Source organism: Pseudoalteromonas sp. bablab_jr010 (assembly GCF_016464105.1).
In the GTDB taxonomy this organism is placed as follows: Bacteria; Pseudomonadota; Gammaproteobacteria; order Enterobacterales; family Alteromonadaceae; genus Pseudoalteromonas; species Pseudoalteromonas simplex.
Genome location: NZ_JACDWV010000198.1, coordinates 14,186 through 35,422, shown reverse-complemented (window position 1 = coordinate 35,422; position 21,237 = coordinate 14,186). Strand labels below are relative to the sequence as shown.

Genomic DNA, 21,237 nt, shown 5'->3' with positions numbered 1-21,237 from the left:
TTAATTGGCATGAAGATAAGGGCTATTGTAACTAATTACAATGCCTGAATACTGTTTTCATCGATTATAGCGCTAAACAACTGCTGAAATTGCACTATATTTTCATCACTATTTATTACATCAATCGCTTGTTGATGACGTCCCGCATCAATTTTTTGTTGAATCAAATACGGTGAATCAATTACGCCATCAGCAAACTCGATACTAAGCTCTACATTATGGCCGTAAATTTCACTTAATGCAGCATTGAGCTTTTGTCTAAGCACAGCGCTATCTAAATGGCGCTGTGATGAATCAACTTCAATGTGCAGCTGATTATTCTGCTTGGTAAAGATTGAATGCAGCGCAAATTGGCGCATGCGACCACCCAGTCCCATGCGTTTAATTAAATACGCCCATTCGTCTTGTTCGTGTGCAAATTTAATACTGCTGATCGGGCTTTCAAAATCATCAGGTATCGGAATACTGGCTTCTTCAACTACTGGCTCTGGCGCTTTTTGTGGATTGATCTGCTCAAGTAACTCTGGCGCTAAGTTTTCGGTGATTGTTTGATGCTTTTCTCGAAAGTCGACTTTTTTTACTTTACTACTGCTCTCCCCCGTTTGCTGGGGGATGGGCTTTTTTACTTCAGCAGCCATTGCTTGCTGCTGAGGCTGAATGTTGGTCGCGGCTGTGCTTTGTTGCACTGGCGGCTTTGCTTTGGGCTTAGCTTCAGGCTGTGGTTCTGCTTTAGCATGAGTTTGCGTTGCTGCACCACTTAAACGCCCAGCACCTGAAATATTGCGATCTTGTAAAATACGTGCGATAGCCGATTGCGCCTGACTTTGCTGCTGTTGTAATTGTGCTGGTGCTGTTTGCTGTTGCTGAGGCGCAGATGCTTCATTGGCAGTAAAGCCCTGATCATAGGCGCTATTCATCACATCATCGTATTGCGCTGCAAGTGATGAGTCCATTTGCGCATCATTATCGTCCATGTAATCTTGCGAAGAATACTCTGGTGATGAGTACTCAGCTGCAGGCACTTGCTCTGAGTGGCTTGGCTCTTGCTGTTGTGGCGCAGGTTGAACTTCAGCGGCCATTGCAGTTTCAACTGATTGCTGAGGCTGTTGACCAACATCAAGCTGCTCTACTGCTGTTGCTTCAACTTGCTGGGCAGGCTCATGGCTATGTGCCGTTTCTGCCTTGGCTGCTTGAATAGGCTCAGCTTGTGTTGGCTGAGGCTCTGAAGGAACAGCAGTTGTCTGTGCAGAGCTATGTGCAACTGGTGCTTGCTCTGAAGCTGCTTGTTCACGTTGCGCCGTAGATTTTTTCAAAATATCACGCAATGCACCGGCACCACTTGGCTTAACCTGTTGCTGGGTATTCGTTGGTGTTTGGCTTTGTGCAAATTGCGTAGGTTGGAATGCAAGCAGTCGCAACATGATCATTTCAAAGCCAAGTTTAGCATCGGGTGCCCACTGCAAATCTTTTTTACCATTGAGTAGCAATTGGTAGTAAACCTGCATCTGCTGTGCATCAGTGGTTTGTGCCACCTGCTCAATAAAATCTCGGTTAGTATCATCAAGTGCCGCTGCACTAGGCACAAGTTGCACAAGCTGAATAAGATGCGTCAGGGCAATTAAATCGTCGAGCAAGGCTACAAAGTTAGGGTTTCGGCTAACGACCGCTTTTACTTCTTGAAGTAATGCATCGCCATCTTGGCACAGTAACGCTGCTAACATGGTTTGGCTATATTGAGTATCCATCAAGCCAAGCATAGTTTGCACAGCCTGATGATTAATATTGCCATTGGTTTGCGCAATTGCTTGGTCTGTAAGACTCAGTGCATCACGCATACTACCATCGGCTGCCTTAGCTAAAATAGACAATGATTTATCATCAAAACTTAGCTGCTCTTGATTAAGAACATGGGCAAGCTGATCATGAATTTCTGATTGCGACAAAGCATTTAAATTAAACTGTAAGCAACGCGATAAAATCGTCACTGGCAGTTTCTGCGGATCGGTTGTCGCTAATAAAAACTTCACATGCTCTGGCGGCTCTTCCAATGTTTTTAGTAATGCATTGAAACTGTGCTTTGACAGCATGTGAACTTCATCGATTAGGTATACCTTGTAACGACCACGTGTTGGTGCGTATTGAACGTTATCAAGGATTTCGCGGGTATCTTCTACTTTGGTACGTGATGCCGCATCGATTTCTAATAAATCAATATAACGGCCTGCTTCAATATCAGTACAACTTGAACATTGGCCGCATGGCTCAGCAGAGATACCCTTATCGCAGTTGAGACTTTTTGCGAATATACGTGCAATGGTTGTTTTACCCACCCCACGGGTTCCAGTAAAGAGATAAGCGTGATGGAGTCTATTTTGTGTTAATGCATTAACTAATGCTTGTTTAACATGAGACTGCCCCACTAACTCGTGAAAGGTTTGTGGTCGCCATTTCCTTGCTAGAACCTGATAACTCATTAATTATTCGCCTTCGAATTCAACCAACTTTAAGATTTTGATGCCCATATCAGCAACTCGTTGCTCACCACCCAGCTCAGGTAAAGAAACAACAAATGCCGCATCAGTTGCGTTACCGCCAAGTTTAGCAACTAATTTTGCCGTTGCTTCGATTGTGCCACCTGTAGCCAGTAAGTCATCTACTAGTAACACTTTATCGCCAGGGACAATTGCGTCTGTATGAAGCTCAAGAATATCTTCACCATACTCTAATTGATAACTTTGTGAAATCACTTCGCGAGGAAGTTTGCCTGGTTTACGAACAGGAATGAATGGAATACCTAGTGCGTAAGAAAGTGGTGCACCGAAGATAAAACCACGAGATTCAGTACCGATGATTTTTGTAAAACCTTGGTCTTTATATGCTGCAATAAAGCTGTCGATGGTTGCTTTAAATGCGTCAGCATTAGCCATTAAAGTAGTTACGTCGCGGAACATAATGCCCGGCTTTGGGTAATCAGCGATCGTTGCAATGCTCTGTTTGATGAGCGTTGAAGTTGCTTGAGTCATAATTATACTGCTCAAAAAGTTTATCTAACAAAGCTCGAGAGTATAACATCACCTTAGTAGAAAGTCGGTAGCAAGTTTCGAAATTAATCACTTAACAAGAAATATAAGCTATAAAAAAGGCTGCATAATGCAGCCTATTGTCTTTAATTTGCTTACGCAGATTAAGATAAAGAAGTGATCCAACCAAGAATAGCGTTTAGACAGCCAATGCCACCGAATACAGCTAAAAACGCAATGAAATAAGTTGCATTGAACGGATCTTTAAAGTCTTTATCATTCGACATAATTACTACCTTTATTTAAGCACGACAAAATAAGGCGCTCATAATAGTCGAACTAAATACATCAATAAAGACTTTTAGCTGATTTTTAAACCAAGGTATTAGAAACCACAATGCCGCGTTCTGCCATTGCACTTAAGGTATTGAGCGCTCCCTGATACAGCTGCTCTTGGCTAAATTGAGGCGCATGCTCTGCAACTGCTTGGCATACATCATTTAAATCTGCACCCGGCTGAGATTCAATAATATTAAGAAGTAATGCGGTCATCGCATTTGTCGATAAAAATTGTACTTCGTCATCGCTATCACGATAAACCACAAAGTAACTGGGTTGTGCTGCCGGTTCACTTGGTTGATTATCTGCACTGATGGTATGAACAGGAAAACTGTAACTCAAATTACGGGCAAGTGAACTTAAGAATAATGCAGAGCTTGTCACTTGATGAGCCGATAAACTGACTTCTTCTGCCACCTCTTGAGCAACCGATACATCAAGCTCAACCCATTCATAGTGCGCTAGCTCTAACATAAACGCGGGATCATCGCTTTGCACTTCATAGTCATTAGCAAGAAAAGCCAGAAACTCCCCTGCAATATCTAAAAAATAAGGTGATTTACAATCATGCTGGCTAAAAAACTGCCTAACGAGGGCATGCCAAGCTTGCTCTGAATATAAACTTTTTAATACTGGATACGCAGAGCTGACAAACCCATCCACATTATTAAAAAATAAGTCGCGGTAAATCGCCATCCGGCGCTCTTCAACATCGCTAGGCTTAGCATGTTGTTGAGGGTCGCGGATATGCGCCATAAACGCTTGCTGTACTTGAGTAAAATGTTCAGGCACTGTGTTTCACCCTTGCTTGGTTTTGCTTGCTCGCTGTTTGCTGCAGTGCTTCAATAGTTTTTAGCTCGGTTAACAACTCACTCATCGGCGGAATATTAAAATCACGCTCTAATAAGGTGGGAAATACGCCATGAACTTCATAAGCTTTTTCAAGCAATTGCCAAACAGGATCGATAACTGCCGCACCATGGGTATCAACCAGTAGATCTTCAGCCTCAGTGTAATGGCCCGCAACATGCCCATAGGCAATCCGTTTTGTTGGTAATTCAGCTAGGAATTGCTCAGCGTTATAACCATGATTAATCGAATTAACGTAAATATTATTCACGTCGAGCAGCAGTTTACAATCAGCTTCTTCTAAAACAGCATTAGTAAATTCAAGTTCTGTCATATGTTGACCAGGGGCGCCATAGTAAGACACGTTTTCAATAGCAATTGGCTGTTCTAAAATATCTTGTACTTGCCTAATACGAGAAGCAACATGCTTAATAGCATCTTCAGTAAATGGTATAGGCATTAAATCGTACATATGTCCTTCGCCCGAGCAGTAACTTAAGTGCTCGCTGAATAAACGAATATTATGCTCTTTAAAGAAGGTTTTAAGCGATTGCACAAATTCAATATCAAGCGCTGCTGGTGAGCCAATCGATAACGATAAACCATGGCAAACAAAGGCATGTTGTTCGGTAAGCTGTTTAAATTGTTTACCAAAACGCCCCCCAAGCTTTAGCCAGTTTTCAGGTGCAACTTCTAAAAACTCAATAGGTTTAGGAACATCAATGAGCATTTCATCAAGCATTTCTCGGCGCAAACCTAAGCCAATCAGCCCAAAATCAGCTACTGATTCATTTAACATACTACCTCCTACTAAAAAGGGCCTTTACGGCCCTTTTAAAAGCTAAATGAGCGCTTAGTGATTAGAACCACATTTACCTTCGCCACACTTACCTTCTTTAGCTTTCTTTTTGTCTGCGCCACATTTACCTTCGCCGCACTTACCTTCTTTGGCTGCTTTTTTGTCTGCGCCGCATTTACCTTCGCCACACTTACCTTCTTTGGCTGCTTTTTTGTCTGCGCCGCATTTACCTTCGCCACACTTACCTTCTTTGGCTGCTTTTTTATCGCCGCCGCATTTACCTTCGCCGCACTTGCCTTCTTTGGCTGCTTTTTTGTCGCCGCCGCACTTACCTTCACCGCACTTGCCTTCTTTTTCAGCTTTTTTATCGCCGCCACATTTACCTTCACCGCATTTACCTTCTGCGGCATCTAGTTGATAGCCTGCTTGCATTTGCTGAAATTCAAATGGGTTTGCACTCGCATCAGTTGCTACAAAACTTGACGCACCTACTACAACCGCACCTAATGTTAATGCAATTGAATTTTTCTTAACTGTGTTCATTCGATGACTCTCTTTTTTATAAAGGGTTATTAAACAAGACCCGAGAACTAAAAATTACTTTCAAAATTTTTATAATTATTTTCTGAAAGTGCCAAGAATGCAAATTACGATTTATAAAACAATCCAGAAAAGCTAGAATACGCGTCCTAATTTTTGATGAGTTAACAGGTATCATGCGACTAGTTTTAGCACCGATGGAAGGCGTTGTGGATTTTAAAATGCGACAACTCTTAACTGATTTAGGTGGATTTGATTTATGCGTAACAGAGTTTGTTCGTGTCGTTGAAGACACACTGCCCGAACGCGTGTTTCATCGCTATTGTCCTGAGCTAAAAACAGGTGGCTATACCCGTGCAGGTACGCCAGTGCGTATTCAGTTGCTAGGTCAAGTTGCTCATGCTTTGGCAGCAAATGCCGTCAAAGCAATACTCCTAGGCTCCCATGGCATTGACTTAAATTTTGGTTGCCCAGCTAAAACAGTGAACAAAAGTAAAGGTGGTGCAGTACTGTTAAAAGACCCTGAGCACATGTACGAAATTATTAAAGCCGTACGTGATGCTGTTGATCCTTGCCATGAAGTTAGTGCCAAAATTAGGCTTGGTTTTGATGATGATAGTAATAGCCAAGAAATTGTTGATGCTGTTGTTAGCGCGGGTGCTTCAAGTCTTGCTATTCATGCCAGAACTAAAAGAGATGGTTACAACCCTCCGGCATACTGGGAAAAAATCCCCCCGTTAATCAAAGATAAAAATATTTCGGTCGTTGCTAATGGCGAAATTTGGCAAGTTGAAGATGCCATGCTTTGTCAAAAGCGCAGTCATTGCCAAGATTTAATGCTTGGTCGTGGTGCATTAGCGATGCCTGATTTAGCAAAACAAATAAAATCTCATGCAGAAAACGAGCATTACACTCCGATGTTATGGGAGCATGTGATATACCACATTATTCATTCATCTATGCACCAAGACGAGAGCAAATGTGAAAAGTATTTTGCTTCTCGTACTAAGCAATGGCTCGGCTATTTAAAACGCCAATATCCTCAAGCTAACGCACTTTTTGATGAGATCCGCCGCCTAAAAGCCAAAGACGAAGTTGCAGATGTACTAAGAAAGTACGCGAAAGCGCCGAGTATTGATACAAATCATAATTAGCAAATCGATTTTGTTTGATAATATCAGTATTGCCCACTTGGAAGAAAAGCGATGAACAATACTGAAATTCAAACAAAGTTATCTGCGGAACTTGCGCAGGTTCGACAACGTTTACTGGATATGCTGGCTAATTCTGATCAAGCCTATCATCAGCAACTGCTATCGCAACTCAAGGATCATCCCCCTTCAGACTGGTTAGAGCTGACAGCAAATAATCTCGGTTCTGAGTATCAAATATTGATTGCTCGAATAGAAAAGTTAGAAGCAGCACTATGCCAAATCGATATTGGGCAGTATGGCTATTGCTGTGATTGTGAAGAAAAAATTGATGACGAACGTTTACTTGCAGATCCTGCAAGCCAACGCTGTCGGCGATGCGCTCCATAGAGCGCAGCGCTGTACTAATTTATAAAAATAAAGCTCATCGCAGGATAAAGCACGATATCCTCAATTAACCAATCAGCTTGTTGCTGATTTACCCCTAGACGCTTCATCAAACTAACACGTGCTTGCTGTTCACTCCATGTGTGATAATGAATTCCTAAGTCGGTTTCCATCATAACTTGCCAGAAGTATTGCTCATCTTGTGTTAATTTACGCTTACTTTTGAGCGGGTCGAGATAATCAAGTTGCCAATCAAGACCTGTGTGCTGATGACTTTCTACAAAATAGTTCATTACTAATGGTTTAGCGTGAGAGTCTGATACAAGTAATACAAAATCTGCATTCTGCGATTGCTTTAACGAAGCCTGGATTTCACTTAACCAAGTTAAAGGCGGCTTAGTCTCACCACTAAAGTAATTAAGTTTACTTTGATACCAATCTTTACCATTTGCCAAACCGACTAAACCAAGTTTTGTACGCGGTTTATATTGAGTTAAATATTGATTAAGTTTGTTTAGTGCTGCTTGTACACTGTCATCGCTATTATCAAGGTGCGATTTGACCATATTATGTAAAAGCGTTAATTCGATTTTATTTAATTTCAGATTGCTTTGCTCAGCTGCAATTAACTGCGTTTCAACTAACTCTAGCCAGTTAGCTAATTCATTTACTGAATAGTCACCTACTAAACGAGCTTGGCTAATAACATCACGTTGTACAGGCCACACAAAGTAACGTTCGGGATAACGCTCAGCAATGATTAAATAGTTCAATTGCGCCTGTTGTGACACATCTAACGTCGTCGTTTTTAGTCCTTGATAAGCCTGATGACGTGCTTGCAAATAACTTTCTGAGAAAGGCCAGCTAGCAGCTTCACTTTGCTGTTCTTGAGTCGATAATAAATTATTAATAGTTTGCAGCGCTTGCTGCCCTTCACTAAATGTTTTGAAACCTGATGTTTGCTCAGAGCAAGCTATCAGCATCACACTTGCGACAACTAATAATACGATCTGTCTTAGCATTTTAAAATTCCATAAAAAAAGCCCCAGAGGGGCTTTTTAATTTAAAACAACATCAATTAGATTTTTACACCGTTACGAGCGGCTTTATCTTTGATGAAGGTCGACCAGCTCTTCGCAAACTTGCGAGTGCGCGGATCGTCCATTGCTTTAGTGATAGCGTTATAAGCTTGCTTATACTTCTCTTGGTAGTAATAAGCTTCAGCTAAATCAGAGTAAATAGTTCCTTTTTTGTCAGAACCTAACTCTATTGCCTTGTTCAAACGAACAACGGCTGCACTATAATTTTGCGATTGTAAAAGTAATGAACCCGCTTTGCGGTAAAGCTCAGCATCATCATCAAATTTAGCCGCTTCTTCATAGTATTTAGCTGCTTTTTCAATATCTTTAGAACGGTGGTAGTTAGATGCCACTGCACTGATATTTTGCTTGTTACGCTTAACTTTTTCTTCGTTGATTGCCTTTTCAAGCACAACTGCTGCTTTGTAAGGGATATCATTTAACGAATAAAAGTTAGAAAGTACTTTGTATTCAACTTCGTTTTCAAAATAGCCATTTTTATAGGCAACTTCCATGGTCGCTAGACCTTTCTTGAAGTCTTCGGTTTGAAGGTAGTATTTACCTAAACCAACCCAGGCTTTTTTGTCTTCAGGCCAAACACGAACAATTTCTTCAGCAACACCTACCATATTTTTGTACTGTTTAAGTTCAAAATAGGCAGCTAGCTTTAATTGGTAAGCAGCCTTTGCAGGTTCTTTTGCCAATTCAATTGCTTTGTTTGCAGCAGGAAGTACGTCTTTGAAAAGTTTTAACTCGTAGTTTGCTTGCGCAATACGTGTATAAACCTTGTCGTCTTCCTCACCTGTGAAGTCCATCCAAGCTGCATAAGCTTCTTTCGCTTTTGCATATTGCTCAGTACCCGCGTACATATCACCTAGAAGTTTTAAGCCTTGCTCTTGGTCAGCAAAATTTAAAACGTCAGGCTGAACTGCCGCTGCGATATGCTTGATAGCCAATTGATACTGCTCTTTTTGAGCGTACATTTGACCTAAGTAACGATCGACTGTTGCCTTATCAAATTCATCCGAAGGATCGATTTCTTTAAGTAACGCAATCGCTTCATCAAGCTTCTCTTCATTGTACAAATCAAACGCTTTAATAACTTTTTTACCAACGCGCTCGCCCATTACTTTAGTTTTTGCTTTTTTACGCGCTTCAATCTTCGCGTAATCTGGCGCTGCTAAAGCAGGTGCAGTGAAAGCTACACCTGATAGAGACATAAGAAGCGCAAGTGCAGTTACTTTAGATAAATTTCTCATTACTCGCCTCCTTAGTTACCTTGGTTAAGTTTAAAGTCTAGTTGTACTTGAAGACCAAATTGCTTCTGTGGTTTGCCGTCAATGATTTTCGGACGGTACTTCCACTTACGTAGCGCACGTTTAGCTTCGCGGTCGAAGATACGTTTAGGATCGGCGTCGATCACTTCAACATCTTCTACACCACCCACTTCATTGATAGTGAATGAAAGTTGTACCCAACCTTCTTTACCATCACGCGCTGCTTGCGTAGGGTATTTTGGTTCAATACGAACGATAGGTGTCGCGTCACCATCACGTCCAAATGCACCTGGACCACTTAGGCCACCAGCTGTGCTACCCACATCGATGCTTGGCATATTAAATGACAAACCACCAGTGTTAGGGTTGCTGTTTTCCGGCTGAGGCGGCTGCGGTTTAGGCGGCTGCTTTGGCGGTGGCGGAGGCGGAGGCGGAACACGCTTCCTCTCCTGCACCTTAGATTCAGGCGGATTCGTCATAATTTCGACTACGATCTGTTCTTTTTGTTCAGTCGCACGGTCAGCTCCACCGGAGATGAGGTACGCCATGAAGTAGAACAAGCCGAAAGTAACTGCCCCACCTGCAATCAGTGAAAACAGAAAACGAATCATTACTGATCTCCAGCTATTGAAATTTTAAGGTTATCACCCGTCGCTTTGATCTGGTCCATAACTTTAACTACTACGCCGTGTTTTGCTTCTTTATCAGCTTGCAAAATTACAACTTCAGTAGGTTGTTCTGCTAATAAACTTTCAAGTTTAGCTGATACACGCTCAACGTCTACTTGTTGTTTATCAATCCAGATCGCACCGTCAGCGCGGATAGCAACAAAAATGTTTGCATTTTTCTGCTTCGTAGCTGCAGCTGCTTTAGGTTTATTGACTTCGATACCAGCCTCTTTAACGAACGATGTAGTTACGATAAAGAAAATAAGCATGATAAATACGATGTCAAGCATTGGCGTCATGTCAACCGCTGCTTCTTCTTCTTCACGAAAACGTTGTTTACGTGCCATATTTAATTCTCTCTCTAGTGATGAGGCATGCTATCTACAAGTTTAGCTTTCGCCATTCTCGCTCTCGCTTCAAGACGTGAGCTAAAGAATACTCCAGATAGTGCCGCAACCATTCCAGCCATTGTTGGGATTGTTGCCATTGAAATACCTGATGCCATTAAACGTGCGTTACCAGTACCTTGAGTAGCCATGGTTTCGAAAACCGCGATCATACCCGTTACAGTACCTAATAAGCCGATTAAAGGACAAACAGCTACTAATGTCTTAATCAACAACATACGCTGATCTAATTTTTCAGACGCTTCAGAAATCCATGCTTCACGGATTCTGTGTGCGTACCAAGACGTAGTGTCTTGGCGGGCATCCCACTGAGCTACAATGTTCTTCGTCATACGAGGAAACTCAGCTAGTAGGAACCAATAGCGCTCAATCATTAAAACCCACATAAGAAAGAGTGCTATCGCGACCACGTATAATACCTGGCCGCCTGTGCCAACAAAATCCCTGATAGATTCCCAGATCTCCATCAGGACTAGCATTAGGCTTTCTCCTTCTCCGCGTGAGCAGCGATAATACCAGCGCTTTGCTCATCAAGGACATGTAGAACCGACTTACTACGACCCGCAACAATTGAGTGAAGTAGGATAAGTGGTAGAGCTGCAATTAGACCTAACGCTGTAGTTACAAGTGCTAGAGAGATATTACCAGCCATGATCTTCGGATCACCTGTACCGAACAATGTGATTGTTTGGAACGTAAGGATCATACCGATTACCGTACCTAGTAGACCTAGTAATGGAGCGATTGCTGCCAAGATCTTGATGATGTTGATACCAGCTTCGATGCGAGGCGTTTCACGTAGGATTGCTTCGTCAAGTTTAAGCTCAAGGTTTTCAACGTCTTGATTCTTGTTGTCAGCGTAAACCTTAAGAATACGACCCAGTGGGTTGTTTGTATTCGGAGTAGAAAGGTTCTTAAGCTGGCTCTTAATCTTAGTGCTAGTAAGCGCAAGATCAATGAAACGAACGATGAAGATAAGTAGACCAACAACTAATAATAGTGTGATGATGTAACCTACTTCAGCACCTTGCTCGTAGTATTCCATTAGTGATTTCTTCTGCGTGTTGATACGTAAGATCGCGCCACGAGTCGGGTCGATGTATACGCCAGCGTAGTTATCTGCAGAAGTACCTTCTAAATCGCTGATACCCGCTAGGATGTAGCTATCAGGTTGCTTACCTAGAGGTTGAATCGCTTTAGTTTCTGGAGAGTAGATTAAATAACCGTCGTCAGTTACTAAGTTGAAGTTACCGATACGCGTTACTTTCTTCACAGAAGATGAACCGTCAAGACCTGCAACTTCAGTTTCGAAAGTTGAAACTTTAGCAGACTCAGTCATTTCAGTTTGAAGAGAAATCCAAAGCTCTTCTAGTTCACGAACAGTTGGAAGTTCTTTCGCAGCAGCTAGTGAGCGAAGTACTTCAGCACGTCCTGGTTTTTCAGCAGAAACAAGTGATGCTTCGATTGAACCGATTGCATCAGCAGCTGCACGACGTACAACACCGAACATCTCACCTAAAGTACCTTGAGCATTTAAAAGAGCTTGCTCTTTTTCTGCTAAAGTATTTTCGTTTTGAGCATATTCTTTAGCTAAACGGTCACCACGTGCTTTTTCAGCAGCTAGGTCGCTTTTAGCTTTGTTAAGTAACGCTTGCTTGTCAGCACGAGCTGAAAGGAACTCTTGTTCACGTTGCTTATTTAATTTGCCTTCAGAGATACGTTCTTGCTTAACTTGCTCAAGAATTTTGTCTAAAGCATCAGTGTTTGCGTGTGCATTAAGCGCGGTACCTGCAGAAACAGATAGTACTGCTGCAACAGCAAAACCTTTAAATAGTTTCTTCATTATTGATTACTCCGCGCCAAAAATTGGTAGTTTAACAAGTTCTAATGTCGCTTGTTTACGCGCCATACGGATAACTTCTTTAACAGGTTTTAGGTATTCTTCACCTAATTCTTTCCACTGTTTAGTGTTGTTATCCCACACCCACGCGTGCTTAAGGTCAAAAGACTGAGCTACGTAAGTGATACGACCTAAACGACCGAAGTCAACGTTGATGCTCTTACCATCGATCTCAAGAGTACCTTGAGAAGCAGTTACAGCTGAGCTGTATGCAGTTTCAACAGTGTAAGCTTCAAGAACTTGGCGGAATTTTTCAGATGTAGTAACTGAAGCTGACGCCATGATGTCACGAAGTCTTTCAACACGTGCTAGACGGTTTTCAAGATTGAACGGAACGTCCGCTTTGATGAATTGCTCAAGCGTATCGATCATGCGATACATCAAAGGCACAACGTTTTGTTTCGTGTTATCGATAGTTGCGATTTGACGGTCAAACGATTCGATTGAAGCGTTTTGGTCAGCGACCAAACGTGCTACGTGATCGTTGTAAACCTTCATTAGCTCAGTTTCGTCAACAACGCTACGGTACTCAGCGATTAGCTCTTGAGTTTGACCATATACATTGTCAATTTTAGTTTGAGACTTAACAGCAGCCTTTTGAATTTGTTGACCTGCATCTTGCACATCTTTCAAAGGATCTGCAATCACATTGCTGCTTGCAAATGCAAAAGCGCCAACCAACGCTGATGCTACAAGACTCTTTCTGATTTTAACAGACATAGTTCCCAACCAATTAAGTAATGTTACTTTTATAATTTAATTACCCTCCGAAGAGGACAACCCTGATATCTTTTAATAGATATCAACCCTCCAATAATGCTAAATGCATCTGAGTCTGTCAACTTGATGTTCGGCTTTCATCGGAAAAATTTGGTGACTCGTCGTTGATATGAAAATAACCAAAACAACGAATTAACAAAAATATAACAGCCACACATCTGTAAGGCTTCTATAGCCCTTTAGTAACAATCATCACATTCATATTCCGTTCAAACTTAAACATAAATGTAACATTTATTGAAATCAAAAAGCGGTAAAGAAAAATGAAAAAAAAATTCAGTTTTTTCATCTAAAAAATCTAATTAGAAGAATTTTTATGCATTTACAGGCAGGGAATGTTTAATAAGCAAGCAAACTGCTTACTAAACATTAAACGGGATTTAATCTTGACTTATAACTGCCGCCATTAGAACACGGCGCGGTCTTTTACTAGCTTAGCTAATGAGATAACTGAATCAACCTCAAGCTTTTCAAATATCTTTGTTTTGTAAGTACTGACGGTCTTGTTACTGATGAAAAGTTTTTCACCAATGTCTTTATTCGATAGCCCTTGCAATAGGTAATTCATTACGGCGAGTTCACGCTCAGTGAGTAACTCGTCAATGTCTTTTTCAGAAGCAATTAAATGCTCTTGAGGAAAAAAGGTGTAACCACGCAAGATCATTTCAACTGCAGAAGAAATATCTTCAAGGCTCTCTGCTTTGTTAACGAAGCCTTGCGCTCCCAACTTTGCTGCAGTGCGTATAATATGCTTATCTTGCTTAGCTGATAAGAATAACACTTTGCCAGTAAACCCTGCACTAACAGCCCGCTTGTATAAGCTAAAACCATCTGAGTCTTCTAACTCAATATCTAATATAGCTAACGCTACATTATTAGCTTTTAAAAATTGTAGTGCTTCTTTTTGACTTCCAACAGCTTGAACTTCGTTAACTAAGGTCGATTTGGATAAAACCATTTTAATTGCTGTTGCCACCATCGGGTGATCGTCTACCAAAAGTATATTATTTCCTATGCTCATCAATTAGCAAACCTTCATTATATCTATCAAACGAGTATTTTATTGCTCATTTAAATTACCGCTGTCTTATATATCACTAAGTTTAGCGGGAAATTCAGATGTTGGTAAAAAAATCTACAATCTCTGAAAATGAGTACTAAATTTTCTCGTTAGATCAAATTTTTCACTTACACAACGATCAATGTCATGTTTAATTAACTAAGTCTAAGAGCATATAGTACTTTAGATACCGAGAGTAGCTTTAAAGGAATAGTTGAGAAAGTTCTAGAAGAATTACCTATTAAAAAAGGCTAACACAATACTTTAGGTTTAAATAGGTTTAGGTACAACTGTATGATATTTGGGGAGTAAATGAATTTTGGTGAAACAGAAACTGTTTCACCAAAATGCTTAGGTTCACATAATAAATTATGCTACTTCTACGTTCTCAGCTTCAGGGCCTTTTTGACCTTGTTTGATGCCGAAAGATACTTGCTGGCCTTCGCTTAGAGTGCGGAAGCCTGTACCTGTGATAGCGCTGAAGTGTACGAATACATCAGGGCCATTTTCTTGTTCAATGAAACCGAAACCTTTAGCTTCGTTGAAGAACTTAACTTTACCAGTAACCGTGTTTGACATACCAAATTTTCCTGTAAGTCAATTATTAAAATTCAGCCATAATGGCTCTATCCTCCCTGAGTGAATGCCCAATAAACTTGGGGTAAAGTACAGGAAGAACCAATAACCAAACCGGTAACCGTACAGCCGCACATTATCCGTAAATTCAATACGCAAAAACTCAAAGCAATTTAAGACTAACACATTAAATAGCTTTTAGCTCTATTAATCGAAAATAATTTTAAGGTCAACCGCTCAAACAAAAATATATGACAGTACTATTTATAAACAATTAATTATAAATGAAAAAAGCCCATCAAATAGATGGGCTTTTTATTCTCGATTTAGACCTTGCTAAAACTTACTTAACTTGCCAGTCCATTTGTGCTTCTGCTTTGATTGGCACCACTTCTGAATCGCCTAGTTTATAGCTAGCTGGTACTGTCCAGCTCTCTTTTACTAGTGTAATGGTATCTTGGTTTCGAGGCATACCGTAAAAGTCAGGACCGAAGTGACTCGCGAAACCTTCAAGCTTGTCTAAAGCACCCGCTTCTTCAAACGCTTCAGCATAAAGCTCAATAGCTGCATGTGCAGTATATGCACCAGCACAACCACAGGCCGCTTCTTTTTTGTCTTTGTAATGTGGTGCAGAGTCAGTACCTAAGAAGAACTTTTTGCTGCTGCTTGTTGCAGCACCAATTAACGCTTGTTGGTGAATGTTACGCTTTAGAATAGGTAAGCAGTAATAATGCGGGCGAATACCACCTGCTAGCATATGATTACGGTTATAAAGAAGGTGATGAGCAGTAATGGTTGCAGCAACATTCTCTGGTGCATTATTAACAAACTCTACCGCATCTTTTGTCGTGATGTGCTCAAGCACAATTTTAAGACTCGGAAAGTCATTTACTACATCCGCTAAAATTGTATCTAAGAAGACCTTCTCACGGTCAAAAATATCAATTGATGAATCGGTTACTTCACCATGTACTAACAGTAACATCCCTACTTCTTGCATTGCCTCAAGTACAGGGTAAATATTCTTAACTGATGTCACACCAGAATCTGAGTTGGTCGTCGCGCCAGCTGGGTACAGTTTAGCAGCAACAATTTTACCTGTTGCCTTAGCTTTTTTAATTTCTTCTGGCGTAGTTTTATCTGTTAGGTAAAGCACCATTAATGGTTCGAAGTTACCTTGTGGGCCCGCAGCTTTAATTCGCTCATAGTAAGATAATGCAGTGTCTGTACAAGTTGCCGGTGGAACAAGGTTAGGCATGATGATTGCTCGCCCCATGTAACGGCTTGCATCACGAACGGTATCAACGAGTTGCTCACCATCACGTAAATGAATGTGCCAATCATCTGGGCGTGTAATTGTTAGAGTTTGCATCGAATTTAAATCTGACATTGCTTGTTTCCACGGCTAAAGTTAGGGGGATAGCATAAACATTGAGCAAATAACCTCGCTTATTTACCCAAGTTCATTTTCAGGTGCCTAGTTTACACCAGTATACGTTTTTTTTGAAAATAACTTTGTGGATAGTTTGATAGTAGGTTAACGTAATAAATTAATACAACATTTTGGTTACCTTTTATTCTATGCCTAAGAGTTTAGACACGGCTTTTGCACTTGAAGTCAAAACAGACCAATTACATATTATTAATCAGTTCTCATCATCTCTAATGCAGTTAGATACAGTTGAAGAGTTACTCGAATATGTTACATCAGAGGTAGTGAGCCGCCTGGGCTTTATAGAGTGTGTCATTTACCTAGCAGACGATAAAACACGTACCCTAAAAGAAATGGCGTCTATTGGCACGGCAAGTAGCCATGATACTTACCATATCGACCGAACAGAAATTAGCTTTGATCAAGGTATTACGGGTTATGTCGCAAGCACTGGCAAACCCTTAATGATTGGCGATGTCAGTCAAGACCCGCGTTATATTGCCGATTCTCGCCCTGCTCTTTCTGAGCTTTGCGTACCATTAGTTTACAAAGAAAAAGTACTGGGTGTCATTGACTGTGAGCACCCGCAAAAACATTACTATAATGATACGCATTTAGAGATTTTATCAACTGTCGCCCACTTACTCAGTGCCAAGATAAATCAAGTTCGCACCGTAGAAGACTTACAGCAAACTGTGATGCAGTTAAATGATGCACAAAAGCTAGAACGCTCGATGCTGCAAATCGCTAACTTAACCTATCAATCAAGCGAGCTAGATAGCTTCTTTGAATCTTTACACGGCATTATTACCTCTTTACTGAGGGCTGATAACTTCTTTATTGGCCTGTATGACAAGCAACTCGATGTGCTTGATTTAGTTTATATTATCGAAGAAGGCGTGCGTTCTAACGCCCATAAGAAAATATCGAAAGAACAACTAAAAGACACCGCATCTTATTATTTATTAAACATCGACCAATCTTTACTTTTTACGAAAGAAGAATTTCAACAACACATTGATGCGGGTCATTTTAAAATGGTTGGTCGTCAGGCCGAGTCTTGGCTAGGGGTGCCATTTAAAGTAAATGAGCGTATTAGTGGTGTTATCGCCGTACAAAGTTACAGTAAAAGCTATCACTATGACGAACATGACCGTGCCTTACTCACGTATGTGAGCCGCCAAATTAGCATGGCGATAGACCGCCAATTATCAAGACAAGAGCTTGAGCACCGAGCTCTTCACGACGAATTAACCGGCCTTGCTAACCGCTCGTTATTAATAGAGCGTATTAAACATGCGATCCTTCGTTTGGCAAGAGCAGATAAGCGCCACCAACATGCCCTGCTCTATCTAGACTTTGACCGTTTTAAAAGTATCAATGATTCATTAGGTCATGAGGTTGGTGACCACTTTTTGGTAAAAATCTGTGAGTTAATCTTAGGTACCATCCGCAATACCGATACCTTTGCCCGCTTAGGGGGCGATGAGTTTGCCATTTTTATGGAGAACATCACCGATAAACAACAAATTAAAGATGCCCTTGAACGAATTCAACAGGTTCTCGCTGAGCCTCTTGATATTGATGGCCACTTACTTCAGGCATCCACAAGTATTGGTGTTGCGTTTTGTGAAAGTAGTCGCGATCAAGCTTATAAGCTACTACAGCATGCTGATGCTGCAATGTACGAGGCGAAGTCATCAGGCCGCGGTAAAGTTAAGTTTTTTAACAATACCATGCGTAAAAAGCTTAAAAACCATGCGGATATAGAAAATGATTTACAGCATGGTATTGAACATGACGACTTTGAACTTTACTACCAGCCAATTTTTGCTATTCAAGATGCACAGGTTGTCGGCTTTGAGGCGCTTGTGCGCTGGCATCACCCAAGTAAAGGCTTTGTTTCGCCAAATGATTTTATACCCGTTGCAGAAGACACAGGCCAAATTATTAACTTAGATTTACACTTGCTTGAACTCGCGGCAAAGCAAATAGCACTGTGGGCAAGTAAAGGTAAAGCGTTTGGCCGAATTACCGTGAATGTGTCATCACGTCATTTTGCAAGTCTCGACTTCGTCGCGCAAATCCATGCTTTGTACTCTAAATACAAACTCCCTTTAGGCTCGCTGTGCTTAGAAATCACTGAATCTGGGCTAATTGGTAATTTAGAGCTAGCAACAAAAATCATTAAGGGCCTTGAGCCTCTTGAAGTTAAACTGTGCTTAGATGATTTTGGTACTGGCTACTCAGCGCTTGGTTATTTACACCAATTACCTATCCATATTTTAAAAATCGATAAAAGCTTTATCGATCATTTAAATAAAGCACACAACCCCTTGGTGGATGCCATATTATCGTTAGCACAGTCGTTAAAACTCGATGTTGTTGCGGAAGGGATTGAAACAGAAAAACAATTGGCAATCTTAAAACAAACGCAATGTAAGTTTGGTCAAGGCTTCTTAAAAGCGAAACCAATGCCAGCCAGCGAAGCAGAAAAAGTCATCACTCACGGATTGGTATAAGCTAGTATAAAAAAGCCTTGCAAATGCAAGGCTTTATTTATTTCAACTTGGCAAGAAGTTACAGCTCTCCGGGGGCGAAATTATCAACGGCTATCGCTTGTTTACGTAGCTCATTGGCTTGATTCATACGCTCTGCAACGGTTTCGTTTATCAAGTTTTTCTCTGCCGCTGCGGCAATTGCACCCTCAAGTTCAAGGTTTTTGGCAATAGTGCCTTCTTTTTGCCATTTACGAAGCTGCTTAAAGTCTTCATGGGTGTCAATCATGGCTAAAAAGGCATTTTCCATGACACCCGTGCCTGCATTTTCATCAACATAACAAAGATGGGTTAATCTGTCTCTAAAGACCCCTGGTTTGCTCATGTGCTCACACATTGTTTGTGCTAACTCATCGCTTGGACGGTGGTAATGATTACCCAGAGGGAACACAATACGTTTTAGTAAAAAATTAACCACTGGGTTAGAGAAGTTTTTAAAGAAGCCATCGAATGCTTGACCAATGCAGAATAACGAATGCTCAACGGCATATTGCACAAATGGTAGGTCAGCTTGCTGGCGTCCTTCATCTTCGTAGCGTTTCAATACACATGAAGCAAGATATAAGTGGCTAAGCACATCACCTAGACGCGCCGAAATCATCTCTTTGCGCTTTAACTCACCACCTAATACTAGCATCGCAACATCAGTACAAAATGCTAAACCACGACTCATGCGGCTCAACTGTTTGTAGTAAACAGTGGTTGCGCCACACACAGGAGCTTTAGCGAAGTAACTGCGCGTTAAACCGTGCACAAATGCCATACCAGCATTACTGCCAGCAAATAAAATATGTTGCAGCAGTAATGAGTCAAATTCTTTTAAAGCAACATCTTGGTCTTCCATTGCTGCTGCTTCCATTTCTTTTAAAACAAATGGATGACAACGAGTGGCACCTTGACCAAATATCATCAAGTTACGAGTCAGAATATTTGCACCTTCAACGGTAATCGATACCGGGATCCCCATATAGCCATGGGCTAAATAGTTATTCGGCCCGACTTGAATACCTTTACCTGAATGAATGTCCATCGCGTCGTTCATAACTGTACGGCCCATTTCAGTCATATGGTACTTAGCTATAGCGGTAACCACAGATGGACTTAGTTTTAAATCAATCGCCCCTGCGGTCATTAGCCTCGCTGATTCTAAGGTGTAAGTTAAACCACCAATGCGAGCGAGTGCTTCTTGAACACCTTCAAATTGGCCAATCGACACACCAAATTGTTGGCGAACGGTTGCATAGGCTGATGTCATTCTTGAAGCCAAGTGACCTGTTGCCGTACTAAGTGCCGGTAACGAAATACCGCGGCCCGCACTTAAACATTCAACTAACATGCGCCAACCTCTACCTGCGCCCTTTTCGCCACCGATGATCCAATCAAGCGGAATAAACACATCTTTACCGTACGTTGTGCCATTCATAAATGCCATGTTTAACGGGTAATGACGCTCACCTGTTTGCACACCTTCGTGATCTGTCGGAATAAGTGCACACGTGATACCAAGCTCTTTTTTATCACCCAATAAACCTTCAGGATCGTACATTTTAAATGCAAGACCCAGTACTGTGGCGATTGGCGCAAGGGTGATATAACGTTTTGACCAGTTAAGTTTTAAGCCAATCACTTCTTCACCGTTATGCATGCCCTTACAAACCACCCCAGTATCAGGAATACTGCCTGCATCAGACCCAGCCTCAGGGCCCGTTAATGCAAAACAAGGCACATCATCGCCCTTAGCTAGGCTTGGCAACCAACGCTCTTGTTGCTCTTTGGTACCGTAATGAAGAAGCAATTCGCCAGGACCTAAGCTATTGGGGACCATAACGGTGACCGCAGCGGTTAAGCTCTTAGTGGCAATTTTCGATACAATGGTTGAATTAGCAATGGCTGAAAACTCTCGGCCACCAAATTCTTCAGGAATGATTAGTGCAAAAAATCCTTCTTTTTTTAGGTAGTCCCACACTTCTTTTGGTAGGTCTTTATCTTTTTGCACGATTTGATAATCATCAAGCATGGCTAGCAAAGTTTCGACTTGCTCACCCATAAATGCGCGCTCTTTTTCGCTGAGTTCAGGTTTAGGAAAACGATGCAGCTTTTGCCAATCAGGGTTACCACTGAATAACTCACCGTCCCACCAAACATCACCCGCTTCCATAGCTTCACGTTCTGTTTGCGATAACGGCGGCAAAACTTTTTTAAATAGTCTAAACGTAGGTCGTGTGACAAGATTGATGCGAATGTCTTTCACAGCAAAAATTACAATCACAGCAACTAGTAACAGAATGATTACGGTCGTCATTGTGCAATCCTTTTATTTTATTTAACTGGTTCAAGTATGACTGATCGTGCCATAAATACAACGTAAGCAGCGCTTACTTAGCTTGTTTTCAACTAGGCAGTTTGTTGTTTACT

Annotated in this window: 20 protein-coding genes; 3 read left to right on the top strand and 17 right to left on the bottom strand. The window is 41.3% G+C overall.

Features of this window, described 5'->3' with window-relative positions; genetic code table 11:
* Positions 1-35: 35 nt before the first annotated feature.
* The 6 genes from dnaX to JIG37_RS19620 form a co-directional block, all read right to left on the bottom strand.
* Positions 36-2,474 carry a DNA polymerase III subunit gamma/tau gene (gene dnaX, locus JIG37_RS19640; protein ID WP_199530118.1) on the bottom strand — a complete coding sequence of 813 codons (2,439 nt, stop codon included), beginning with the start codon at positions 2,472-2,474 and terminating at the stop codon, positions 36-38.
* A gap of 3 nt (positions 2,475-2,477) precedes the next feature.
* Positions 2,478-3,023 carry an adenine phosphoribosyltransferase gene (apt, locus tag JIG37_RS19635; protein WP_054551549.1) on the bottom strand — a complete coding sequence of 182 codons (546 nt, stop codon included), beginning with the start codon at positions 3,021-3,023 and terminating at the stop codon, positions 2,478-2,480.
* A 161-nt stretch (positions 3,024-3,184) separates the two neighbouring features.
* Positions 3,185-3,307: a hypothetical protein gene (locus JIG37_RS22890; protein WP_254907726.1), complete on the bottom strand. Its 123-nt coding sequence runs from the start codon at positions 3,305-3,307 to the stop codon at positions 3,185-3,187.
* Positions 3,308-3,392: 85 nt separating this feature from the next.
* Positions 3,393-4,151, bottom strand: coding sequence for a putative DNA-binding domain-containing protein (locus tag JIG37_RS19630; protein WP_268795021.1), 759 nt, complete (start codon positions 4,149-4,151; stop codon positions 3,393-3,395).
* Positions 4,144-5,007, bottom strand: coding sequence for a DUF692 domain-containing protein (locus tag JIG37_RS19625; protein WP_199530117.1), 864 nt, complete (start codon positions 5,005-5,007; stop codon positions 4,144-4,146). The genes JIG37_RS19630 and JIG37_RS19625 overlap by 8 nt, the downstream gene beginning before the upstream one ends.
* A gap of 54 nt (positions 5,008-5,061) precedes the next feature.
* Positions 5,062-5,550 (bottom strand): hypothetical protein, encoded by a 489-nt coding sequence (locus JIG37_RS19620; RefSeq protein ID WP_199530116.1) that lies wholly within the window; start codon positions 5,548-5,550, stop codon positions 5,062-5,064.
* Between the two features lie 173 nt (positions 5,551-5,723).
* On the opposite strand from JIG37_RS19620, the gene JIG37_RS19615 reads away from it, so the two are divergent.
* Positions 5,724-6,701 (top strand): tRNA-dihydrouridine synthase, encoded by a 978-nt coding sequence (locus tag JIG37_RS19615; RefSeq protein ID WP_199530115.1) that lies wholly within the window; start codon positions 5,724-5,726, stop codon positions 6,699-6,701.
* A gap of 51 nt (positions 6,702-6,752) precedes the next feature.
* Positions 6,753-7,088 (top strand): TraR/DksA C4-type zinc finger protein, encoded by a 336-nt coding sequence (locus JIG37_RS19610; RefSeq protein WP_054551553.1) that lies wholly within the window; start codon positions 6,753-6,755, stop codon positions 7,086-7,088.
* A gap of 14 nt (positions 7,089-7,102) precedes the next feature.
* Here JIG37_RS19610 and JIG37_RS19605 read toward each other — a convergent pair whose 3' ends face one another.
* The 10 genes from JIG37_RS19605 to pyrC form a co-directional block, all read right to left on the bottom strand.
* Positions 7,103-8,107, bottom strand: coding sequence for a hypothetical protein (locus JIG37_RS19605; RefSeq protein ID WP_199530114.1), 1,005 nt, complete (start codon positions 8,105-8,107; stop codon positions 7,103-7,105).
* A gap of 56 nt (positions 8,108-8,163) precedes the next feature.
* Positions 8,164-9,423, bottom strand: a complete 1,260-nt coding sequence (locus JIG37_RS19600) for a tetratricopeptide repeat protein (protein ID WP_054551555.1) — start codon at positions 9,421-9,423, stop codon at positions 8,164-8,166.
* A gap of 11 nt (positions 9,424-9,434) precedes the next feature.
* Positions 9,435-10,052, bottom strand: a complete 618-nt coding sequence (locus JIG37_RS19595; RefSeq protein WP_054551556.1) for an energy transducer TonB — start codon at positions 10,050-10,052, stop codon at positions 9,435-9,437.
* Positions 10,052-10,456 carry a biopolymer transporter ExbD gene (locus JIG37_RS19590; RefSeq protein WP_054551557.1) on the bottom strand — a complete coding sequence of 135 codons (405 nt, stop codon included), beginning with the start codon at positions 10,454-10,456 and terminating at the stop codon, positions 10,052-10,054. The genes JIG37_RS19595 and JIG37_RS19590 overlap by 1 nt, the downstream gene beginning before the upstream one ends.
* 14 nt (positions 10,457-10,470) lie before the next feature.
* Positions 10,471-10,995 carry a MotA/TolQ/ExbB proton channel family protein gene (locus JIG37_RS19585; RefSeq protein ID WP_054551558.1) on the bottom strand — a complete coding sequence of 175 codons (525 nt, stop codon included), beginning with the start codon at positions 10,993-10,995 and terminating at the stop codon, positions 10,471-10,473.
* Complete coding sequence (locus JIG37_RS19580; RefSeq protein WP_054551559.1) at positions 10,995-12,359, bottom strand: MotA/TolQ/ExbB proton channel family protein; 1,365 nt, start codon at positions 12,357-12,359, stop codon at positions 10,995-10,997. Before JIG37_RS19580 ends, JIG37_RS19585 begins: the two co-directional genes overlap by 1 nt.
* A 6-nt stretch (positions 12,360-12,365) precedes the next feature.
* On the bottom strand, positions 12,366-13,136 hold the full coding sequence (locus JIG37_RS19575) for a DUF3450 domain-containing protein (RefSeq protein WP_054551560.1): 771 nt from the start codon (positions 13,134-13,136) through the stop codon (positions 12,366-12,368).
* A 466-nt stretch (positions 13,137-13,602) separates the two neighbouring features.
* Positions 13,603-14,217 (bottom strand): response regulator transcription factor, encoded by a 615-nt coding sequence (locus JIG37_RS19570; RefSeq protein WP_082389172.1) that lies wholly within the window; start codon positions 14,215-14,217, stop codon positions 13,603-13,605.
* Positions 14,218-14,625: 408 nt separating this feature from the next.
* Entirely contained in the window at positions 14,626-14,835 is a 210-nt protein-coding gene (locus JIG37_RS19565; protein ID WP_036967526.1) for a cold-shock protein, read from the bottom strand.
* A gap of 340 nt (positions 14,836-15,175) precedes the next feature.
* A complete protein-coding gene (pyrC, locus tag JIG37_RS19560; protein WP_199530113.1) occupies positions 15,176-16,222 on the bottom strand; it encodes a dihydroorotase in 1,047 nt (348 codons plus the stop codon).
* Between the two features lie 191 nt (positions 16,223-16,413).
* Between pyrC and JIG37_RS19555 the strand changes: the two genes are divergently transcribed.
* Entirely contained in the window at positions 16,414-18,786 is a 2,373-nt protein-coding gene (locus JIG37_RS19555; protein WP_166339406.1) for an EAL domain-containing protein, read from the top strand.
* 58 nt (positions 18,787-18,844) lie between these two features.
* Here JIG37_RS19555 and JIG37_RS19550 read toward each other — a convergent pair whose 3' ends face one another.
* Positions 18,845-21,124, bottom strand: coding sequence for an acyl-CoA dehydrogenase (locus JIG37_RS19550; protein ID WP_138601660.1), 2,280 nt, complete (start codon positions 21,122-21,124; stop codon positions 18,845-18,847).
* Positions 21,125-21,237 lie beyond the last annotated feature (113 nt).